The 20092-nt window shown below is 57.4% G+C and carries 12 protein-coding genes; 5 read left to right on the top strand and 7 right to left on the bottom strand.

The genetic code is table 11. The features are described 5' to 3' along the window. Positions 1 to 56 precede the first annotated feature (56 nt). The 3 genes from ACL2XN_RS06975 to ACL2XN_RS06965 all read right to left on the bottom strand — a co-directional run bounded on the left by ACL2XN_RS06975 (position 57) and on the right by ACL2XN_RS06965 (position 3351). Positions 57 to 905, bottom strand: a complete 849-nt coding sequence (locus tag ACL2XN_RS06975) for an ATP-grasp fold amidoligase family protein (RefSeq protein ID WP_413730549.1) — start codon at positions 903 to 905, stop codon at positions 57 to 59. After that, positions 874 to 2196 carry a flippase gene (locus ACL2XN_RS06970; protein ID WP_410015369.1) on the bottom strand — a complete coding sequence of 441 codons (1323 nt, stop codon included), beginning with the start codon at positions 2194 to 2196 and terminating at the stop codon, positions 874 to 876. The genes ACL2XN_RS06975 and ACL2XN_RS06970 overlap by 32 nt, the downstream gene beginning before the upstream one ends. Positions 2197 to 2532: 336 nt before the next feature. After that, complete coding sequence (locus ACL2XN_RS06965; protein WP_413730547.1) at positions 2533 to 3351, bottom strand: winged helix-turn-helix domain-containing protein; 819 nt, start codon at positions 3349 to 3351, stop codon at positions 2533 to 2535. Between the two features lie 958 nt (positions 3352 to 4309). Here ACL2XN_RS06965 and ghrA point away from each other — a divergent pair. Both ghrA and ACL2XN_RS06955 read left to right on the top strand, forming a co-directional pair. Beyond that, positions 4310 to 5251, top strand: coding sequence for a glyoxylate/hydroxypyruvate reductase GhrA (ghrA, locus tag ACL2XN_RS06960; RefSeq protein WP_413730545.1), 942 nt, complete (start codon positions 4310 to 4312; stop codon positions 5249 to 5251). A 74-nt stretch (positions 5252 to 5325) separates the two neighbouring features. After that, the gene (locus tag ACL2XN_RS06955; RefSeq protein ID WP_413730543.1) at positions 5326 to 5877 is read left to right on the top strand and encodes a molecular chaperone; all 552 of its coding nucleotides are present in this window, start codon (positions 5326 to 5328) and stop codon (positions 5875 to 5877) included. A 31-nt stretch (positions 5878 to 5908) separates the two neighbouring features. On the opposite strand, the gene ACL2XN_RS06950 is transcribed toward ACL2XN_RS06955, so the two are convergent. From ACL2XN_RS06950 to mdtH, 4 genes are all read right to left on the bottom strand, one after another. Beyond that, positions 5909 to 6202, bottom strand: coding sequence for a hypothetical protein (locus ACL2XN_RS06950; RefSeq protein WP_413730542.1), 294 nt, complete (start codon positions 6200 to 6202; stop codon positions 5909 to 5911). Positions 6203 to 6568: 366 nt separating this feature from the next. Then, a complete protein-coding gene (locus ACL2XN_RS06945; protein WP_413730541.1) occupies positions 6569 to 7144 on the bottom strand; it encodes a lipoprotein in 576 nt (191 codons plus the stop codon). A 150-nt stretch (positions 7145 to 7294) separates the two neighbouring features. Further along, entirely contained in the window at positions 7295 to 7942 is a 648-nt protein-coding gene (grxB, locus tag ACL2XN_RS06940) for a glutaredoxin 2 (protein ID WP_413722630.1), read from the bottom strand. A gap of 104 nt (positions 7943 to 8046) precedes the next feature. Further along, a complete protein-coding gene (gene mdtH / locus ACL2XN_RS06935; protein WP_413722631.1) occupies positions 8047 to 9252 on the bottom strand; it encodes a multidrug efflux MFS transporter MdtH in 1206 nt (401 codons plus the stop codon). A 283-nt stretch (positions 9253 to 9535) separates the two neighbouring features. Between mdtH and rimJ the strand changes: the two genes are divergently transcribed. The 3 genes from rimJ (at position 9536) to ACL2XN_RS06920 (ending at position 20052) form a co-directional block, all read left to right on the top strand. Then, positions 9536 to 10120 carry a ribosomal protein S5-alanine N-acetyltransferase gene (gene rimJ, locus ACL2XN_RS06930; protein ID WP_410015362.1) on the top strand — a complete coding sequence of 195 codons (585 nt, stop codon included), beginning with the start codon at positions 9536 to 9538 and terminating at the stop codon, positions 10118 to 10120. A 21-nt stretch (positions 10121 to 10141) separates the two neighbouring features. Next, positions 10142 to 11092, top strand: coding sequence for a Gfo/Idh/MocA family protein (locus ACL2XN_RS06925; protein ID WP_413723431.1), 951 nt, complete (start codon positions 10142 to 10144; stop codon positions 11090 to 11092). Positions 11093 to 11508: 416 nt separating this feature from the next. Then, a complete protein-coding gene (locus tag ACL2XN_RS06920) occupies positions 11509 to 20052 on the top strand; it encodes a GH36-type glycosyl hydrolase domain-containing protein (protein ID WP_413730539.1) in 8544 nt (2847 codons plus the stop codon). Positions 20053 to 20092 lie beyond the last annotated feature (40 nt).

The following is a 20092-nucleotide window of genomic DNA, read 5'->3' as shown; positions in this document are numbered from 1 at the left end:
AAATACCATTTAATGACATCTTATATTTATTATCATTTCTACCACGGGCCCCGGCGTTACTCGGTAAAAAAACTGCCCCATTGGTGCTGCACCCCTTCCGGATACATTTTGCACAGGCCACCGCCCGGCGTAAAGGTCAGCTCACCAAAATAGACATTGCCGTCGGCTTCATAAAAATCCACCCTGACATAATTAAAATCCGCCGCCAGACGTTTTGCCAGCGTCACCATTTCCGGTAAATTCTTAGGCGCGGGCATAGGGACAGGGTTGTTCGGCAAGCCCATCCTGATATCGGTCTTGTGCCATTCAGTATCAAATACGTCGCGGCGATGCAGGCCATAACGGTCGTAGTCAACCTGGATAAAAATATGCATCTCACCCTGCTGGTTAAAGCAGTGGAACTTGATATCGTTGGGTATATGGCCCTCGTCCTGCAGCAGGTGCTCCACCAGGATGCGGGGCTGGATTTTTTTATAATGCCGTTCTCTGCTGGTTTTATAATAGTTAGTCTTGGTCCAGAAGCGGGTTAAGGCGCTGAGTTGCTCAAACGTGGTGTCCGCTTTATCGTGCACTACCAGGTTAAAGCCCGAACCGTGGTTGGCTTTAATCACAAATGCCTGCGGCAGGCCGGCATAGATCTCCGGCGTCAGTTCATCAAATACGGCGTGTAGTTCAATAAGATATTTTTTGCCGATAGTATTGGCAATGTATTCACGCACGAGATATTTATCTGCAAGATTCGTATAGATTGCTTTCGGACGAAAATTGCGGATAGTGATTTTTTCGCTAAATGTCGTCGGTTGGGCAATGTTCGGCCATTTTTTGAATACGCGCACATATTTTAATTGATGATATAAAGAATCCGGCAACAATTTAGACGCTTGCCTGACGAGTGGATTTAACATAGTTTTGCACCTCAATTATAAATTTTGGAATACTTTTATAGGCACTGAGCAACTGATAAGTGACTAACCCTTTTTTGAACAACGCATTGAGCACGAACAGAGATATGGCCTCGGATAATAAGGTTGATAGCGCCGCGCCCTTTATGCCGAATAGCGGAATAAAGTGATAATTGAGGGCTATGTTCAGTAAGGCGATAACCGGCATCTTTAATGCGACAAAATGATAGCCGGAATGCATCAATATTATCCGGTACGAAATGGTGCCCAATACGCTGCAAAGGGATGTCAATGCACATATCAACAGGATGGACGCCGAGTCTTTATAGGCGGCACCATAAATTAACTGTATGATATCGTGACTAAAAAATCCTATGATGATTATCACCGGCGCGCACACTACCAGGGTGACCATATACAGCATGCGCACACGGTCCGCGGCCCTTTTGGCATCGCGCTCGCTGGCGATGGTGCTCATAAACGAGGTAATCAGCGCCATGGGAACCAGCATCCAGCCACCGCTTATCGCCAGTGCCGCGCTATAAATACCCACCGCATGATAACCAATGAATTTCGCCAGCATTATCTGATCAATACGGGTATAGATCACTATCGCCAGGCTGGATATAGCCAGTGGCAACCCCACCTTCAGTAAATAGATATTATAAAAGCGGCTGTATTTGGCCTTCAGCTTTCTTTTATAATGAATCCCTTTAGCCTGTTGATGGCGATAAAATAGAACCCTGCGCACAATATAAGGAACAAAGCTTCTGCCCGCCAGGGAAACCGCAAACCATATCAAGCTTAGCTGCAACCAGGCAAACAGCAGGTTGGCTAGCACAAATATAACCAATACCGTGTTGTTGATAATCAGGTTAACCTTGGACGCCAGAGTCGCGTCGTAATACAGTTTGTAAATATCCCTTAAGGTAAAAAACGTTCCCAGTAATAAAATCATTAAAATATAAAAGTGTTGCCGTGGGACAGCATAATATGCCCAGAGGAGCAGTCCCGCGCTGAAAATGATAAACAGCAGGAACTTTATCCGCAACGAGGCTGCCATTAGGTTCATGCCACTGTGCGGGTTTTTTGCTATGCGATTGAATAAGACATTGTCGCTGCCCAATTGTATAAAAGGCAATATCAATGCGATAATCGAAACTAAATAACTCAGCGTACCGAAATTTTCAGGTCCAAGATAACGGGCTATATACATTGCTGAAATGATGCCTGCGCCTGCAAAGCATAACTTCTCAAGTATGATCCACAATGAATTATAAATGATAGCTCTCATGTTCCTCTTCGGGTAAAAATGTCTCAAATTCCGATGTCAATAGAGCTGTTAAAAATTGCTTAACAAGGTAGCTACAGGCACGTATCCGAAATATAACTTTCTCGAATAATTGAAAAATATAGCTTTATGCTTACTTAGGCAAATAAAAAAAAGTAAAATAATTTTTAGAAAAATAATTTTAGTTTCATGGAATATAAGAATTGACTGAAAAAAGGATGATTTCACCTGAATTTCATTTCACTTAACGGCAGGAGAAATTTCTTTAGCCGATAAAAAAGCCCGAATATCTATTCGGGCTTTTTTATGAAAATAACGAGGGCGTCAGGGAGTGAAACGCTACTTTTCACCTAACACCTGGCAATCGAAAGCAACGCCGTCGAATTTGACCGTTAGGCTTTTGCAGGAAAATGCGTCACTGGAAGAACTATTATAACCTAACGGGCACGTCAGGGTCACCGCGTTGACTTTATTGAACCGCGCCAGTTCCAACGCATAAGACGCGAAAGGGATTTTAATTGTTGAAAAGGAATACATTATCAAAGGAGATAAAATAAAAAAAGCCATTGATCCCAATATGATTTTACTTTTTGTTTGCTGAATCCTGGCCGCAAAAGCGGAAGAAACATCTTTTAACGGATTCGATCTATTTACTGTCGGTCTGGTAATGGTTTTTGTAATTCTCGAAGGCGGCGGCAATGCCCAGGTGGGCTGGTCAAAAAACGCGTCTTCCATGGTGGCCGTTTCCTGGATATCTGGCTCGCAAGCCATGCGGGCCGCCGTAGCCGCTGTGGCCTGCGCGGGTTCCGGTCTTAAGGGCTCAGGTACGTATTCATCGACGGATTGAGGGTTAAAGAAAATATTAACCATTTGTTTTTCTTCAATGATATAGCCTATGCGCGGTATGGTTTTAATTATGTCATGGTTCTCATCCCCCAGCTTTTGGCGAATGGATTTTATCGTTTGGTTGATGGTCGAGTCCGAACAATAGGTTCCTTTCCAAATCTGATTAACCAGCTCGGCACGCGTCACCGCCGCTGGTGAATTCTGGATTAATAAATTTAGTATCTGGTACTCTTTCCAGCGCAGACGACTATGGATATTGGGCGCAATTGTTACATCAAGATGATTGATCGTGATGGGTTGTGTAAGTTTCATCTCAAAATACCTCAATAGTATTTTTTTTCTTATCATATCGCTGATCCGCAAGCTACACGCGATCATAAAATTTTCAAGAGTTATAAGGGGTAACTGTCTGATATTTTATTTTTTTCATCACTCATTTACCTGCTCATAGTTTTCTCCAATACCTGATAGTTCGGTTGTACGATTTGAGTCCTTATAAACAATAGTCGAGACCGGGGAAGTCGCGACGGTAATAAATCTGAATTTAAAAACATCAAATCGTACCTTTTTGCGCAAGTGAAATTACAAAACCTAATAGTTTATGGGGTTAATCACGCTTTTTTATAAAATTTCATTGTTTTATTTCCTTCTTCAGAGGAATAGATAAACGTTAATTTTAAACTTTTAGTTGTAAATGCCCGACTGGATAAGGGAGCCTACATTCAGGGCATGCAGGCCCTGATATCAGATTTTTGCGGTGGCGGGCTAAACACGCATGCAGCCGCCAGTCGTCCTACTATTGTCGTAAGATCATAATGTTGATTCGTATCATGACGCTATACCCTAAACGGTTCGGAATAATTATTCATGTCCAAGTCCATACAAAAAATGCGAAAAATAATATCGGCCAGTGAGTAATTTTTTTTTCGCTTATTCTTTTTCACAAGCAAATACCGCCCGATGTTTATTCCGCATTCAACCCAGCGCATGCATAAGATAATTCTTAATGATTTCACTTTTTGTCACTTAAATTTAGCTTTTTTATGTTATGGCGCCTGCATCAGCCGTCACAGGGCCAGGCAATAAGGCACAAAATGTTAACTGCTGGTAAAAAATGACTATATGCGCCAGCCTGAGTATTAGCGATTGCGATTTTTAGCATGGGCAACCGCTGTGGTTACCTGTCATACCGTTTGGCAAGATTGTGCTTTACCCAGGCTAACGGTATGTTAAATGGTGAAAAAAAGCTGGGATGGAAAGGCGTTTTATTATGAGGATCATTTTTTATCACCCGACGGACAACGCGGCGGTGTGGATCGACGGCTTGCGGCAACGATTTCCTGACGCTGATATCAGATTGTGGCGAGAGGACGTAGACCTGCCGGCCGATTATGCCGTGGTCTGGCATCCTCCCCGTGCGATGCTGGCCGGCCGGCCCGGCCTTAAAGGCGTGTTTGCCCTCGGCGCGGGAGTGGACGCCTTAATGGATCAGGTGCGCCTGCACCCGGATATGCTGCCGGCGAATGTACCGCTGATGCGGCTTGAAGATACCGGCATGGCGCAGCAGATGATTGAGTATACTGTCGCCGCGGTGCTGCGCTATTACCGGCGCCTGGATGAATATGCCCTGCAGCAAAGCCTGAGAGAATGGCGCGAGCTGGCGCTGCCCGCCAGGGAAACCTTTCTTGTCGGCATCGCCGGCGCGGGGGTGCTGGGCGGTAAAACGGCAATGGCGGTGCGCGCCATGGGTTTTCCGGTGCGCTGCTGGAGCCGCCGCGCGAAGGTCATCCCGGGAGTGGTCAGCTTTGCCGGCCGGGAAGGCCTGGACGCGTTTCTCAACGGCGTACAGGTACTCGTGAATCTGCTGCCGAACACGCCGCAGACGACAGGCATCCTGAACGCCGCGCTGTTTGCGCGCCTCAATCGCGGCGCGTATATCATCAATATTGCCCGTGGTGCGCATATGGTGGAAGACGACCTGCTTGCCGCTCTGGCGCAGGGGCAGATTGCCGCGGCAACGCTGGATGTCTGCCGGCAGGAGCCGCCGCCGCGCGATCATCCTTTCTGGACGGCGCCGCGCATTACGCTTACCCCGCATATTGCCGCCACGACACTGCCGTCGCAGGCCATGGACAGCATTGCCGATAACATACGTCGTATCGAGACCGGACAGACGCCGCTTGGCCTGGTTGATCGCCTGCATGGGTATTAACACCATTGCGTCAGGGGACGTTTTATGACAAGGTCGGCGCCGGTTTTACTTTGCTTACTAAAACGGATAACACGATGAATGATTTTTCCATGGTCTGCCGGGTGCTGGGAACGTTATTTTACCGCCAGCCGCAGGATGCCATGCTGGCGCCGCTGATGACGCTTATCAGCGAGGGCAAGCTGACGGCCCATTGGCCCCTGGAGCAAGACGCTCTGCTGGCCCGCCTGCAGCAAAGCTGCGAACCGCAGGCCCTGGCCGCGCAATACGCTTTGCTATTTACCGGCGACGAAGCAAAAGTCCCGCCACTGCGCTCGGCGTGGCTGGCGGCGGATGAGGGCGAGGTCGGGGCCTTCCTGCAACAGCTCGGCATGCCGGCCGGAGACGGCCCGGCAGATCATTTCGGCGCGCTGCTTCTTGCCGGCTCGTGGCTGGAAGATCATGCGCGATTGGATGAAACCCAGGCCCAAAGCCAGCTGTTCGATCTGTATTTGCTGCCCTGGAGCGATCGCTTTTTGGGTAAAGTGGAGGCCTGCGCCACCGGGGACTTTTATCGGGTACTGGCGATAATCTGCCGTGAAGCCCTTGAGGCGCTGCGCGAAGAACTGGACGAAACCCCTGCTGAATAATAGGGCGATCACCCATGCCGCATAAAGCCTGTTAAAGGGAGAGCCTGCCGATGGGGTTGAATCGGGCGTGGTTTTCCGCCCGACCGAGGCCCCATGGCAGGGTATGCCCGCCATCACCCATGCCGTATAAAACCTGTTCAAGGGAGAGCCTGCCGATGGGGTTGAATCGGGCGTGGTTTTCCGCCCGACCGAGGCCCCATGGCAGGGTATGCCCGCCATCACCCATGCCGTATAAACCCTGTTCAAGGGAGAGCATGCCGATGGGGTCGAATCGGGCGTGGTTTTCCCGCCCGACCGAGGCCCCATGGCATGCTAGGCCCGCCAACACCGGACTCAAGGCAGACGTGTTAAAGGGAGAGCGTGCCAATGGGGTCGAATCGGGCGTGGTTTTCCCGCCCGACCGAGGCCCCATGGCATGCTAGGCCCGCCAACGCCGGACTCAAGGCAGCCGTGTTCAAGGGAGAGCGTGCCGATGGGGTCGAATCGGGCGTGGTTTTCCCGCCCGACCGAGGCCCCATGGCATGCTAGGCCCGCCAACACCGGACTCAAGGCAGACGTGTTAAAGGGAGAGCGTGCCGATGGGGTTGAATCGGGCGTGGTTTTCCCGCCCGACCGAGGCCCCATGGCATGCTAGGCCCGCCAACGCCGGACTCAAGGCAGACGTGTTCAAGGGAGAGCATGCCGATGGGACTCACCCAAACGGGATAATCAGTTTGCCCGGTTTAACCTCCAATCCCTGCGCCAGCTTTTTCACCAACGCCTCATCTTTATTGCGATTGGCGTCCAGCACATACGCCGGCGTATTATCAAAATAGGATTTCAGCGCATGGTCGAGATAAGGCGACAAAGCGCGAAAGGTGGTGTCGACATCAGCCGGCTGAACCTGATAATCCACCAGACGCATATCTTTGAGAAACACCGCGCCCTGCGACTTATCATAATACGGCTGCGCCTGCAGGGTCAGCGTCGCCTCAGCCTGCTGCGACCCGAACAGGGTATCGACATTGACCGTGGCGTTACCGGATAACCGCACCTTATCGGGCTCGGCGCGTCCGATCTCGCTGGCCAGATGGGTGACGACGATATGGGCGTTGGCCAGTCCGGGAACGCCGATATTTTTACTGAAATCGTTATGCTTTTGCAGATAAGCGTTTATTTCCTGCTCACTGATGCTGTACTGCGTCAAATTATTGCAGCCGCTTAATAAACTGCCGGCCAGCACGCAGCTGAAAAGCAGCATAATCCATGCAACGAAACGATTTTTCATGCTGTCCTCTACCCTCAATACCGTGGCGTCTGCTCATTACAGGATAACCGTCTCGCCCCGGCGGATCATGCCGCACGCACCGGAAAAAACTCACTATGCCTCAGGACCGCCCCACGCCCGGCGTACCGCGGCCAGGCGCGGGCAAGCAGGTTATTGCGCTACGCTGGTAAGCAGATTAACCTGAGTCTGCTTGGCCATATTATCGCGATATTCAGCCACCCGCGTCGGCCATTCCAGCCCCGCAACGATGGTCAGGGAACGCAGACGGGCAAACAAATGGAAATCATCGTCGGACAGCTCGCCGTTACAGGCGTTGGACTGCTGGATCAACGGCTCAAGCTCGCGCAGCTGCTGGCTGACTTTTTTTACCAGCCCCGGGGTATGGGCCAGAAGTTCCTCAAAGCTGCCGCTGGCCGCTTCTTTTTTCCTGATAAAGTATTGGCGCGCCTCCGGAGTGGCAAACTCTGCAAACTTGCCGTTAACGTTACGCGGCAACACCAGCGGATAGGCGGCCGGATGGTTTGCTTCCAGCCATTTGCCGATAGCGGGATTGACGGGCCCCGTCACCAAAGGGCTACCATAATGGGTGTCGATATAATGGACGATATCCATGCTCTCCGGCATATAGCCACCGTCCTCCTTCTGCAGGATCGGCGCCACTTTTTTCCCCACCATGCCGATAGGTGTCGCCTCGTCGTCGTTCATCAATACCTGGAGACTGATAGGAATATTTTTCAGGCCGAATATCATCCGCGCTTTGACGCAAAACGGGCAGTGCTCATAAATGTAGAGTTTCATAATGAAGCATGTTCTCCTGGTTAAATGCGTGCGGCGCGCCATACCGCCGCGCGCCGGACAGGGTAATAAACATTATGGGACAACATGGGCCGGGCCACCAATCCTCAGCGACCGCTCAGCATGGCCGGTTCAATCCGGCGCTGATGGAATTGACGGTACAGCCCGAACAGGGTTGCGCACCCGATAAGGCCCAGCATTATCCAGGGCAGATCGGGAACGTCCAGCCGGTGCCCGACGTCATATAACCAACCGCCGCCGCTATAACCGATGGCGCCGCCCAGGGCCAGGCCAAGCCGGCTGAAACCCAGGTAGCTGCCCCTGGCCCGGCTGTCCGCCAGCGACGCGCTCAGGGTTTCCCTGGCCGGTTCGGCAATAATGGAACCCAGGTAAAACAGGCCGATCAGGCAGAACAACGTCTGCAGGCTGTCGGTCATGCCGATGGGGAACAGGCTCAGCGTCATGATCATCAAACCCGCCATCAGCCGCAATTCGAGGCTAAAGCGCTTTTCGCTCCAGCGGGCGATGGGGTAAAGCAGCGTCAGCGATAATACCGCCTCGATGGCGTACATCCATTTTACCGCGGCGGGCTGGCCGGCCACTTCGTTAACGCGGATCGGCAGCATCAGCATGACCTGCACCGCCAGCATATAATAACCGGTCAGCGTCAGCACGTAGGTGACGAAACGCCGATCCCTGAATACCCGCCGCATGCCGTCGCGCATGGGCGCGCGCACCGATGAGATGCGGTATGCCGGCAGCCACCAGGCGTTGAACATCGCCGCCAGGATAAACATCAGCGCTCCCGCCCAGCACACCAGATGGAAATCGTACTTTAATAACCAACTGCCGATCAGCGCCCCGACCACCGAACAGGCGCTGTCCTGCATCATCAACAGCGAAAAGAAGCGGCCGCGCTCGTGGGGCCGGGTCAGCTTGACCACCAGCGCGGTGCGCGGCGGATCAAACAGCGTACCGCCAAGGCCCGACAGCAGGCAGGAAAGCCAAAGTATCCAGGGTTGATCGGCGACCGCCATCAGCGCAAAGCCCAATGCGCGCAGCAGCATGCCGGTAATAATCATCGGCTTGGCGCCCAGGCGATCAGCGATGGCGCCGCCAAAAATACCCAGGCCCTGCTGGATGAGCTGACGCAGCCCAAGCGCAATACCGACCAGAAGCGCCGCCCAGCCCAACTGATCGACAAACCTGATGGAAATCAGCGGAAACACGACAAAAAAGCCCAGGACCACCAACATATTATCCATAAGCAGAAAATATTTACCCAAGCTCCGAGCTTGCGACACCGAGGACATGCTTCACCACAAACCAAAAAGAAATTTTACGAGAACACTTATTCTGAACGTAATGCGTCCATAACGATAGCCCGGCAAAGAGGATAATTTTTTATCGAAAATTATTAATAGAAACGCTAATTTATGAGAGGGATCATCTTCTCGCGCGTTAACAGGATAACATCGGCGCCGGGAGATTGTATGATGGTGACATACGCCGGGTTGTATCATCGCCGCGCATCACGCCGGTACCCAGACCCTAAGGTAAACATGATTCAATAATCGCCCGGACTGCGGAGGGAAGATGTTTGGCTATCGACAGGCGTCGCCAAAAGTGCGACTGGTTACCGCCAGACTGGTGGTGCGTTTGGTCCACGAACGCGATGCTTACCGCCTGGCGGAGTATTATGCCGGCAACCAGGCGTACCTGAAACCCTGGGAACCGGTGCGCGATGAAAGCCACTGTTTTCCGTCGGGCTGGCAGGCCCGGCTGGGGATGATCACCGAAATGCACCGGCAGGGCACCGCCTACTATTTTATCCTGCTCGATCCCGGGGAAAACGAAGTCTACGGCGTGGCCAATTTCAGCAATGTGCTGCGCGGCTCCTTCCATGCCTGTTTTCTCGGGTACTCGCTGGGCGAAAAATGGCAAGGGCAGGGGCTTATGTTCGAAGCGCTGCAGGCCGCCATCCGCTATATGCAGCGCCATCAGCAAATGCACCGTATCATGGCTAACTATATGCCGCACAACCAGCGCAGCGGTAATCTACTGGCCCGCCTGGGGTTCGAGCGGGAAGGATATGCCAAGGATTACCTGCTGATCGACGGGCAATGGCGCGACCATATATTGACGGCACTGACCTATGCCGCCTGGAAGCCCGGGCGGTAAGCGTTTTTTAGGGGCATTGACATTATGACATTACGTATCGGGATTGTCGGACTCGGCGGCATCGCGCAAAAGGTCTACCTGCCGCTGTTGTGCCAGGCGGGGGACTGGGAGGTGGCCGGGGCGTTTTCCCCCAACCAGGCCAAGGCGCGCACGCTGTGCGCGGCTTACCGCATCGAAAGCTTTCCCAGCCTGGATGCCCTGGCGCAGCGCTGCGACGCGGCGTTCGTGCATACCAGCACCGCCAGCCATTTTGCCGTGGTTAGCCATTTACTGGAACGGGGCCTGCACGTCTATGTGGATAAGCCGCTGGCCGCGACGCTTGAGCAGGCGGAACGGCTGGTCGCCCTGGCGGCCAGGAAACAACGGGCGCTAATGGTAGGATTTAACCGCCGTTTCGCGCCGCTCTACCTCAGGCTGAAACAACAGATGCGGCAGCCCGCCTCCCTCCGCATGGATAAACACCGTCTGGACAACGTCGGTCCCGAAGCGATGGGCTTCACGCTGCTGGACGATTATCTGCACGTGGTGGATACCGCGCTCTGGCTTGCCGACGGCGCGCGGGATCATGCCGCTGCGGCCAATGACGCCGCCGGCGGGCCCCGACTGACCGGCGGCATTCTGCGGGATAACGCCGCCGGACAGATGTTGTACGCCGAGCATCATTTTATGCACCGGGGCTGCGCCGTCACCACCAGTATGCATCGCCAGGCCGGCAGCCAGAGCGAAACGGTGATCGCGGTGACCGCCGGCGCGGTGTACCGCGTCGAGGAGATGCGCGTGTGGCGCAGCGAAAGCCAGGGCGTCATCAGCGAACTGCCGGTGCCCGCCTGGCAATCGATCCTGACCCAGCGTGGTTTTACCGGGGCGGTGGCGCATTTTATCGCGGCGGTGTCCCATCAAACCCAGCCTGAAACCAGCGGCGAACAGGCGCTGATGGCTCAGGCCTGGATAGAGCGCCTGCCGGCCGGTTAAACCCTCGTTCCCGCCGGTCCGTCCGAACCCCTTCCGGGACGGGACATAGCGTCATAGCCTGTTTGCAACGATTGTCATGACGGCCCAGGCATAATTGCATCAGGTTATTGGCGCAAATGACCTTTATGGTCCATAGTCAGAGAACCCGATATCGGCGCGCTGCAATGCGGCGGGCCGGGGGGCGTTTACGCGCCTCCCAATAAGTTCCTACATACCTATTTAGCCTTAAGGGCGTCTCATTCCAGGCGCGACGCATAGCGCCTCTTTCCAGGGTTTGTATCGCCGCCATGGCAAGGTGGATTTCGCCGTGTCATGGATAACGGCAACGAGTTGGCGCGCTGGCGATATAACGCCGTATTTGGCACCGATAACATTTTCGTAATGCCTGTGGCATGAAGCCGCAGGTTAAGGCTGCTATGAAAAAATTGCTTGCTGGGATCTACCGTTTTCGTGAAGCCTCGTCACCGTGGAACGATCCTGCCCCGGTCAGGAAAGAATTATTTGGTGTTGAACGTCTGGAGCAGCACGCGGAAAGCCTGGCGGCCGCCCAGGCGATCGCCGACCGCCCGCCGACCGTCTCGCCGCTGCGCCAGCGCCTTAATGATAATGCCGCGGTGTTGCTGGCGGCCTACCGCGCCAGCGCGCTGGAACTGGAAAAAGGCCGTACCGTGGTGCCGGCCGCCGAGTGGCTGCTGGATAACTATCATCTGGTCGAGGCGCAAATCCGTGAAATCCGCGAAGATCTGCCGCCGAGTTTCTACCGGCTGCTGCCTAAACTGGCGCAGGGGCCGTTTGCCGGTTACCCGCGGGTCTTCGGCGTGGCCTGGGCGTTTATCGCCCATACCGACAGTCATTTCGATCCGGAAAACCTCAAGCGTTTTATCGCCGCCTACCAGCGGGTACAGCCGCTCACCATCGGTGAACTCTGGGCGGTGGCCATCACCCTGCGCATCGTGCTTATCGAGAACCTGCGCCGGCTGGCGGATCAGATGAGCGAGGGGCGCCAGGCCAGGCAGGAGGCCGAGGACCTGGCCAATAAGCTGTTGGCCAAAGGCAATGCCCAGGCGGCGATGGAGGCGGCGCATTTATCCGCCTATACCTTGCCGCTTAATGAGCATTTTGCCGCGCAGCTGGCGAAACGCCTGCGCAACCAGGATCCCCGCACCACCCCGTCCCTGGCCTGGCTGGAAGAAAAGCTTCACCAGCAGGACAGCTCCATCGAATTGATTGTGCAAAACGCCCAGCAGCGCCTGGGCGCCTCTAACGTCACGGTGCGCAATATCATCACCAGCATGCGCCTGATCTCGGATATCGACTGGGCGACGCTGTTTGAAAGCATCAGCCTGGTGGATGAACGTTTACGCCGGCACAGCGCCTTTGACGAGATGAATTTCACCACCCGCAATCTTTACCGCAGCGCCATCGAGCAGCTGTCGCGCGGATCGTCCTTCAGTGAGCTGGATATCGCGGATAAGGTCCTGGCGGCCGCTCATGAAGCCGCGGCCAGCCAGAACGATCCTCTCGAGGCCGCCCGCGTCGGCGATCCCGGTTATCACCTGATTGCCGGCGGACGCAGGCGCTTTGAGCAGTCTATCGATTTTAAACCGCCATGGCGCTTACGCATCAGCCGTATGGCCATTGAACCTGGCATCGCCGGCTACGGCGGGGCGATTATCCTGTTAAGCCTGCTGCTGGCCGCATGGGCGGGGAGCAAGCTCTTGGCTGCCGGCCTCGGCGCCGGCGCCCTGGCGGTCTTTATTATCCTGGCGCTGCCGGCCCTGAGCGATGCCGCCAGCGCGCTGGTCAACCGGCTGGTCAACTGGCGCCTCGGCGCGTCGCCCCTGGCCGGCCTGGCGTTAACCGATGGGGTGCCGACGGCGTTGCGCACCATGATCGTCGTGCCGGTGCTGCTGACCGACCAGGAGGACATCACCGAGCAAATCGAGCGGCTGGAAGTCCACTACCTGGCCAGCGGCGAAGGCGATCTCACTTTTGCGCTGCTCTCCGATAGCCTGGATGCCCCGCTGGAAACGCTGCCCGGGGACGCGGAGCTTATCGCCTGCGCCCGGGAAGGCATCGAGCGGCTGAACCAACGTCATGGCCCTGGTCCCGCCGGCGCGCGTTTCTTGCTGTTGCACCGTCGCCGCCTGTATAACGAACGCGAATCCTGCTGGATGGGATGGGAACGTAAACGCGGCAAACTGCACGAACTGAACCGTCTGCTGCGCGGCGCGCGTGATACCAGCTTCCTGCCGGGCAGCCAGGTGCCGGAAGGGGTGCGCTATGTGATCACCCTGGACGCCGATACCCGGCTGCCGCGTGAAACCGCGCTGCTGCTGGTGGGGAAAATGGCTCACCCGCTGAACCGGCCGAAATTCGATGCCGGCAAAAAGCGCATCGTCAGCGGCTATGGCATCCTGCAGCCGCGCATTACGCCGTCCCTGCCGCTAGGCAACGACGGCTCTATCTACCAGCGCGTCTTCTCGGGGCCGGGCGGCATGGATCCCTATGCCTCGGCGGTCTCGGATGTCTATCAGGATTTGTTCGGCGAGGGATCTTATACCGGCAAGGGCATTTACGACGTCGATGCGTTCGACGCCGCGCTTGACGCGCGCATTCCGGAAAATACCCTGCTTAGCCACGATCTGTTTGAGGGTATCTATGCCCGCGCCGGCCTGGCCTCGGATGTGGAACTGGTGGAAGACTCGCCGGCGCGCTACGACGTGGTGGCGAAAAGACAGCACCGCTGGACGCGTGGCGACTGGCAGTTATTGCCCTGGATCATGAACGGGCGCAACGGCATCAGCCCGGTGCCCGCCGTCGGCCGCTGGAAGATGATCGACAACCTGCGCCGTTCGCTGCTGGCGCCGTTCAGCCTGCTGGCCCTGGGTTGGTGCTGGCTGCTGCCGCCGGCCGCGGCCGCGCTGGGCGTACTGACGCTGATTGCTGCCTTCGCCGTGCCATCGCTATTGCCGATTTTCTGCGATCTGCTGCCGCGCCGGCGGCGTATCCCGCTGCACAAGCATTTACATAACGTCGCCATCGATTTGCGCTATGCGCTGCTGCGCATCCTGATGCAGATCGTGTTTTTAGCCGATAACGCCTGGCATATGCTGGACGCCATTGTGCGTTCATTATCACGGGTATTTTTCAGCCATCGCAAGCTGCTGGAATGGACCACGTCGGCCCAGACCGGCGGCAGCCCGCGCCTGGGGTTGGGCGGGTTTTGCCGGCAAATGTCCGCCGGCATCCTGCTGGGACTGCTGATGGCGGCCCTGGCGCTGGCGCTGGCGCCGTGGAACTGGCCGCTTGTCGCCGTGTTCGCCCTTTTATGGCTGTTGTCGCCCGTCATGGCGTTATGGGCCAGCCGGGAGCCGGTGATTGCGCCGCAAGTGGCGTTGAACGATAAGGAAATTCAGACGCTGCGCCTGATTGGCCGCCGGACCTGGCGCTTTTTTGAAACCTTCGTTACCCCGGTGGATAATATGCTGCCGCCGGATAATTTCCAGGAAGAACCCAGGCCGGTGGTGGCCCATCGTACCTCGCCCACCAATATCGGGCTGTATTTGCTGTCCACGGTGGCGGCCCGCGATTTCGGCTGGGCGTCCACCGGGGCGACGCTTGACCGGCTGGAAGAAACCTTCGCGTCGCTGGATAAGCTGCAGCGTTATCGCGGCCACTTTTTCAACTGGTATGAGACCCGCAATCTCGAGGCGCTGGCCCCGGCATACGTATCGTCGGTGGATAGCGGCAACCTGGCCGGTCACCTGATCGCCCTGGCCAACGCCTGCGAAGAATGGCGCTGCGCGCCGGTGGCGCCGGGCTGGCGCGCCGGCGCCATGGATCATCTGTTGTTAATCCGCAGGGCGTTAAAAAAAGCGCCTGAAATCGACGGCTTGCCGCTCGACGCCCTGCTGGATGAAATCGCCGCCCAGCTGGCGCGGCAGCAGCCCGATAATACCTTGCTGCCCACGCTCGCCACGCTTAGCGAGGAGGCCTGCGGTTTAATGAGCGATCTGGCCGTATCCCCCGAGGCGGAACCGACTGATGACGCCTCGCACGACGACGCGCCGGAACCGGGGCTGATGTTCTGGCTGGAGGCCATGAGAACCAGCATCGCCGGACTTAACGCCGATCGCCTGTTGGCGGCGGACAGCTATAACGAACGCCTGCAGCAACTGGCGGATCGCGCCAGGGCGCTGGCGCTGGGCATGGATTTCCGCTTTTTGGTGGATGACGAGCGCAAACTGCTCTCCATCGGTTACTCCTTCACCGATAACCAGCTCGACAGCAGCTGTTATGATTTACTGGCGTCCGAAGCCCGCCTGGCCAGCCTGTTCGCCATCGCCAAGGGCGACATTCCCACGCGCCACTGGTTCCGCCTCAGCCGCGCCGCCATTCAGTCCGGTAAAGGCGCGGCGCTGATCTCCTGGTCCGGGTCGATGTTTGAATATTTGATGCCGTCCCTGGTGATGCGCGCCGCCGCCGGCACGTTGCTGGAGCAGACCAACCGGGTGGTGGTGGCCCATCAGCAGGCCTATGGCCGCATGCTGAAAATTCCCTGGGGCGTCTCGGAATCCGCCTACAACGCGCGCGATTTGGATTTAACCTATCAATATTCCAACTTTGGCGTGCCGGGGCTGGGGCTGCAGCGCGGCCTGGCGCAAAACCAGGTTATCGCCCCCTATGCCACCGGCCTGGCGTCGATGGTGGATGCGCGCGGCGCACTGCTTAATTACCGGCGGCTGGCGAAGATCGGGGCGCGCGGCGATTATGGCTTTTACGAAGCGCTGGACTTTACCGCCGCCAGGCTGCCTGATAACCAGAAAGTGGCTATCGTGCGCAGCTATATGGCCCATCATCAGGGCATGACTATCGTGGCGCTGGATAACGCCCTGCTTGACGGCGCCATGCGCGCGCGTTTCCATCGCGAGCCGATGATCCAGGCCAGCGAACTGCTGTTGCAAGAACGCATGCCAAGGGAAGTCGCCCTGACCAAACCGCATGCCGAAGAGGTGAAAAAAGCGGTGGTCAAATCCGGCCACGAGTATCTTACGCAGCGCCGGTATTCCGCGTTGCCCGCCGGCGCGCCGGTGACCCATCTGGTCTCCAACGGTCATTACGCCGTTATGCTGACCGTCTCCGGCGGCGGCTACAGCCGCTGGGGCAATATCGCCATTACCCGCTGGCGCGAGGATGTCACCCGCGACGACAGCCGTTCATTTATTCGTTTCCGCGATCTGCGCAGCGGCAAGATCTGGTCGGCCGGTCTGCAAATCCAGGGAACGGATTCGCTGAGCGAACGCCGCGTGCGGGCGTTGAAAGGGAAGTCTTTCAACCAGGTGATCTTCAGCGAGGACGACGCCACCTTTATCCACCATGACCGCACGTTGACCACCACGCTTAACGTGCTGGTGTCCGGCGAGGATGACGGCGAGGTGCGTCGTGTCATGCTGACCAACAGCGGCCGCCGTACCCGCGAAGTTGAATTGACCTCGTATGCGGAGATTGTGCTGGCGCCGGCGAATGTCGATACCGCCCATCCGGCGTTTGCCAAAATGTTTGTGCAGACCCGCTATCTGCCGGAATTTACCGCCCTGGTCGCCACACGCAGGACCCGAACCCCGCAGGAACCCCACGTCTGGGCGGCGCATCTGGCTATCGTGGAGGGCGAAAGCCTGTCCGACGCACAATATGAAACCGACCGGGCTCGGTTTATCGGCAAGGGTTCGTCGCCCACCTATGCCGACGCGGTGCTGGGACGGCAGCCGTTGTCCAATACGGTCGGCACGGTGCTGGATCCGATTTTCTCCCTGCGGCGACAGGTCCGTATTCCGGCGGGCACCTCGGTCAGGGTAACCTACTGGACGCTGGTGGCCTCTTCTGAAGAAGAGCTGATGAAGCTCATCGATAAGCACCACGACCGCAGCGCCTACAAACGGGCGAAAACGCTGGCCTGGACCCAGGCGCAGGTACAGTTGCGCCATCTGGATATCAACGCCGAGGAAGCGGCCGACTTCCAGCGCCTGGCCGCGCCGTTGCTGTATGCCGATTCGCGTTTCCGCGCGCCTTCCGCCTCGATTATCCGCGGTTCCGGCGTCCAGTCGGGCCTGTGGCCCTTGTCTATTTCCGGCGATCTCCCCATCGTCTTGCTACGTATCGACGATATCCAGGATATCGCCCAGGTTAAGCAACTGCTGCGCGCCCATGAATATTGGCATATGAAGTTGCTCAGCGTCGACGTGGTGATTATTAATGAACACGCCTCATCCTATTTGCAGGATCTGCAAATCGCCATTGAGACGGCGGTGCGCAGCAGCCAGTCCCACCCGCGTTACACCGGCGATGCCTCGCGCGGCGGCGTCTATACCCTGCGCGCGGATCTGATAAGCCAGGAAGCGCGTATGCTGCTGCAGTCCGTCGCCCGGGTGGCGCTGCTGGCGCGGCGCGGCAGCATCGGCTCGCAGCTGGCTTCGCTGGAACTGCCGCAGGTCTCCCTGCTGCCGCAGCGCAAGATGCGCCTGCCGACGCCCGGCGCGTTGCCCGTGCCCGCGGACCTGGCGTTCTTCAACGGCACCGGCGGGTTCGCCAGGCAGGGGCGTGAATATGTCACTGTGATTGACGCGCAAACCTGCCCGCCGGCGCCTTGGATCAATGTGATTGCCAATCCGGACTTCGGATTCCAGGTGTCGGCCCGGGGCAGCGGTTATACCTGGGCGCAAAACAGCCGCGAAAACCAGCTTACGCCCTGGCTGAACGATGCGGTGGCGGACAGCGGCGGCGAGGCCATCTATATCCGCAACGAGGTCACCGGCGCCTTATGGAGTCCCACGGCGCATCCCATCAATGATGGCGGTCGCTATCTCGCCCACCACGGTTTCGGCTACTCCCGCTTCGAACACAATACCCTCGAGGCGGCGGTAACGCTGCTTCAGTATGTGCCGCTGGAGGATTCCATCAAGATCTCCCGGCTGACCATTCGTAACCTGAGCGATCAAACGCTGCACCTGTCCGTCTCCGCCTATGTGGAATGGGTACTGGGCACTTCGCGCAGCGCGTCCGGGCCGTTTATCATCAGCGAGCATGACGAAAGCACCGGCGCGATGCTGGTGCGTAATTCATGGAGCACCGCCTTCCAGAACCGGGTGGCGTTTGCCGACCTCGACGGCCGTCAGGACGCGTTCAGCGCGGACCGTACCGAGTTTCTCGGCCGCAACGGCGCCATGGCGGCGCCCGCCGCGCTGGTCAACGGTGGTCGCCTGAGCGGCGCCTGCGGCGCGGGCTTTGATCCCTGCACGGTATTGCAAACCCATATCGAGGTTGGGGTAGATCAAAGCATAGAGGTGGTCTGGTTTATCGGCCAGAGCGACTCGGCCGAAAGCGCCCGCCGCTTAATCGAACGCTATCGCGCCGCCGATCTGGACGCGGTGCTGGCGGAAGTGACCGGCCACTGGCAACAGCGGCTGGGATCGATACAGGTGACCACGCCCGATCCGGCCATGGATATCATGCTTAACGGCTGGCTGCTGTACCAAACCCAGGCCTGCCGTATCCAGGCCCGCTCCGGCTTTTATCAGGCCAGCGGGGCTTATGGTTTCCGCGATCAACTGCAGGACGGCATGGCGCTGACCTTCGCGCAGCCGCAACAAACGCGCGGACATTTACTGCGCGCCGCCGGCCGGCAATTTATGGAAGGCGATGTACAGCACTGGTGGCTGCCTCACTCCGGCCAGGGCGTGCGTACCCGCATTTCCGATGACCGGGTATGGCTGTCGTTCGCCGTCGCCACTTATATCAACTGCAGCCGCGACGAAGCGGTGCTGGACGAAGTGCTGCCCTATCTTGAGGGGCCACTCCTGGCGGAGGGCGAACACGACGCCTTCTTCCAGCCGATGGTGGCCGCCGAGAGCGCGACGCTCTACCGGCATTGCGTACAGGCCATGGAGCAGTGCCTGGAACTTACCGGCGCGCACGGTCTGCCCCTGATGGGCACCGGCGACTGGAACGACGGCATGAACCGGGTCGGCGAAGGGGGCAAAGGGGAAAGCGTCTGGCTGGGCTGGCTGCTGATCCGCACCCTGACTTTGTTCATGCCATGGGTTGCGGCCCGCGAGCCTGAACGCGCGGCGCGCTGGCAGGCGCACAAGGAATCCGTGCGCCAGTCGATCGAGCGCGACGCCTGGGACGGCGAGTGGTATCGGCGGGCAACCTTTGACGACGGCACCTGGCTCGGCAGCAAGGATAACGATGAATGCCGCATTGACTCCATCGCCCAGACCTGGTCCGTGCTTTCAGGGGAAGCGGACCCCACGCGCGCGGCGACGGCCATGGCCGCGCTGGATCGTTTGTTGATCCGTCGCGAGGATAAGCTGGCGCTGCTGTTTACGCCGCCGTTCGATAAGACCACCCACGACCCGGGTTATATCAAGGGCTATCCGCCGGGATTGCGTGAAAATGGCGGCCAATATACCCATGCCGCCATGTGGGCCATCCTGGCGTTCGCCGGGTTGGAGCAGGGCGATAAGGCGCATGAGCTGTTTGCCTTGCTCAATCCCATCAATCATGCCCGCACGCCGCAACAGGTGGCGCGTTACAAAGTCGAGCCTTATGTTATCGCCGCCGATGTCTACTCCGTGGCGCCCCATGTCGGCCGCGGCGGCTGGACCTGGTATACCGGCTCGGCCGGCTGGATGTACCGCGCCGGCGTGGAAGGCATTCTCGGTATTCGCCGGGAAGGCGACGTATTGATTATCAATCCGTGCCTGCCTTCCGGCTGGCCGGGCTTCGACGCCGAGGTGCTGGTGCTGGACACCCGTTTCACCATCGAAGTCACCAATAGCGGCCTGCATCCGCGCGGGGTGAGCGAGGCGATACTTAACGACGCGCCTCTGGCGCTTAGCGACCGGCAGGCGCGCGCGCCGCTCGATGGGGGCGTCCATCACCTGGTGCTGAAGTTATAACGCGGCCTTGCCCCGGGAACGGGGAATATCTGCCGTCCGC

This window comes from Sodalis sp. RH22, assembly GCF_047324165.1.
Lineage (GTDB): Bacteria > Pseudomonadota > Gammaproteobacteria > Enterobacterales > Enterobacteriaceae > Acerihabitans.
Note: the sequence above shows the minus strand (reverse complement) of the source record. Positions and strands in the feature narration are given on the sequence as shown.

Excerpts from the sequence above, each read along its gene's own strand:
- ACL2XN_RS06975 (WP_413730549.1), bottom strand. The coding sequence starts at position 905 with ATGTTAAATCCACTCGTCAGGCAAGCGTCTAAATTGTTGCCGGATTCT.
- ACL2XN_RS06970 (WP_410015369.1), bottom strand. The coding sequence starts at position 2,196 with ATGAGAGCTATCATTTATAATTCATTGTGGATCATACTTGAGAAGTTA.
- ACL2XN_RS06965 (WP_413730547.1), bottom strand. The coding sequence starts at position 3,351 with ATGAAACTTACACAACCCATCACGATCAATCATCTTGATGTAACAATT.
- ghrA (WP_413730545.1), top strand. The coding sequence starts at position 4,310 with ATGAGGATCATTTTTTATCACCCGACGGACAACGCGGCGGTGTGGATC.
- ACL2XN_RS06955 (WP_413730543.1), top strand. The coding sequence starts at position 5,326 with ATGAATGATTTTTCCATGGTCTGCCGGGTGCTGGGAACGTTATTTTAC.
- ACL2XN_RS06945 (WP_413730541.1), bottom strand. The coding sequence starts at position 7,144 with ATGAAAAATCGTTTCGTTGCATGGATTATGCTGCTTTTCAGCTGCGTG.
- grxB (WP_413722630.1), bottom strand. The coding sequence starts at position 7,942 with ATGAAACTCTACATTTATGAGCACTGCCCGTTTTGCGTCAAAGCGCGG.
- mdtH (WP_413722631.1), bottom strand. The coding sequence starts at position 9,252 with ATGTCCTCGGTGTCGCAAGCTCGGAGCTTGGGTAAATATTTTCTGCTT.
- rimJ (WP_410015362.1), top strand. The coding sequence starts at position 9,536 with ATGTTTGGCTATCGACAGGCGTCGCCAAAAGTGCGACTGGTTACCGCC.
- ACL2XN_RS06920 (WP_413730539.1), top strand. The coding sequence starts at position 11,509 with ATGAAAAAATTGCTTGCTGGGATCTACCGTTTTCGTGAAGCCTCGTCA.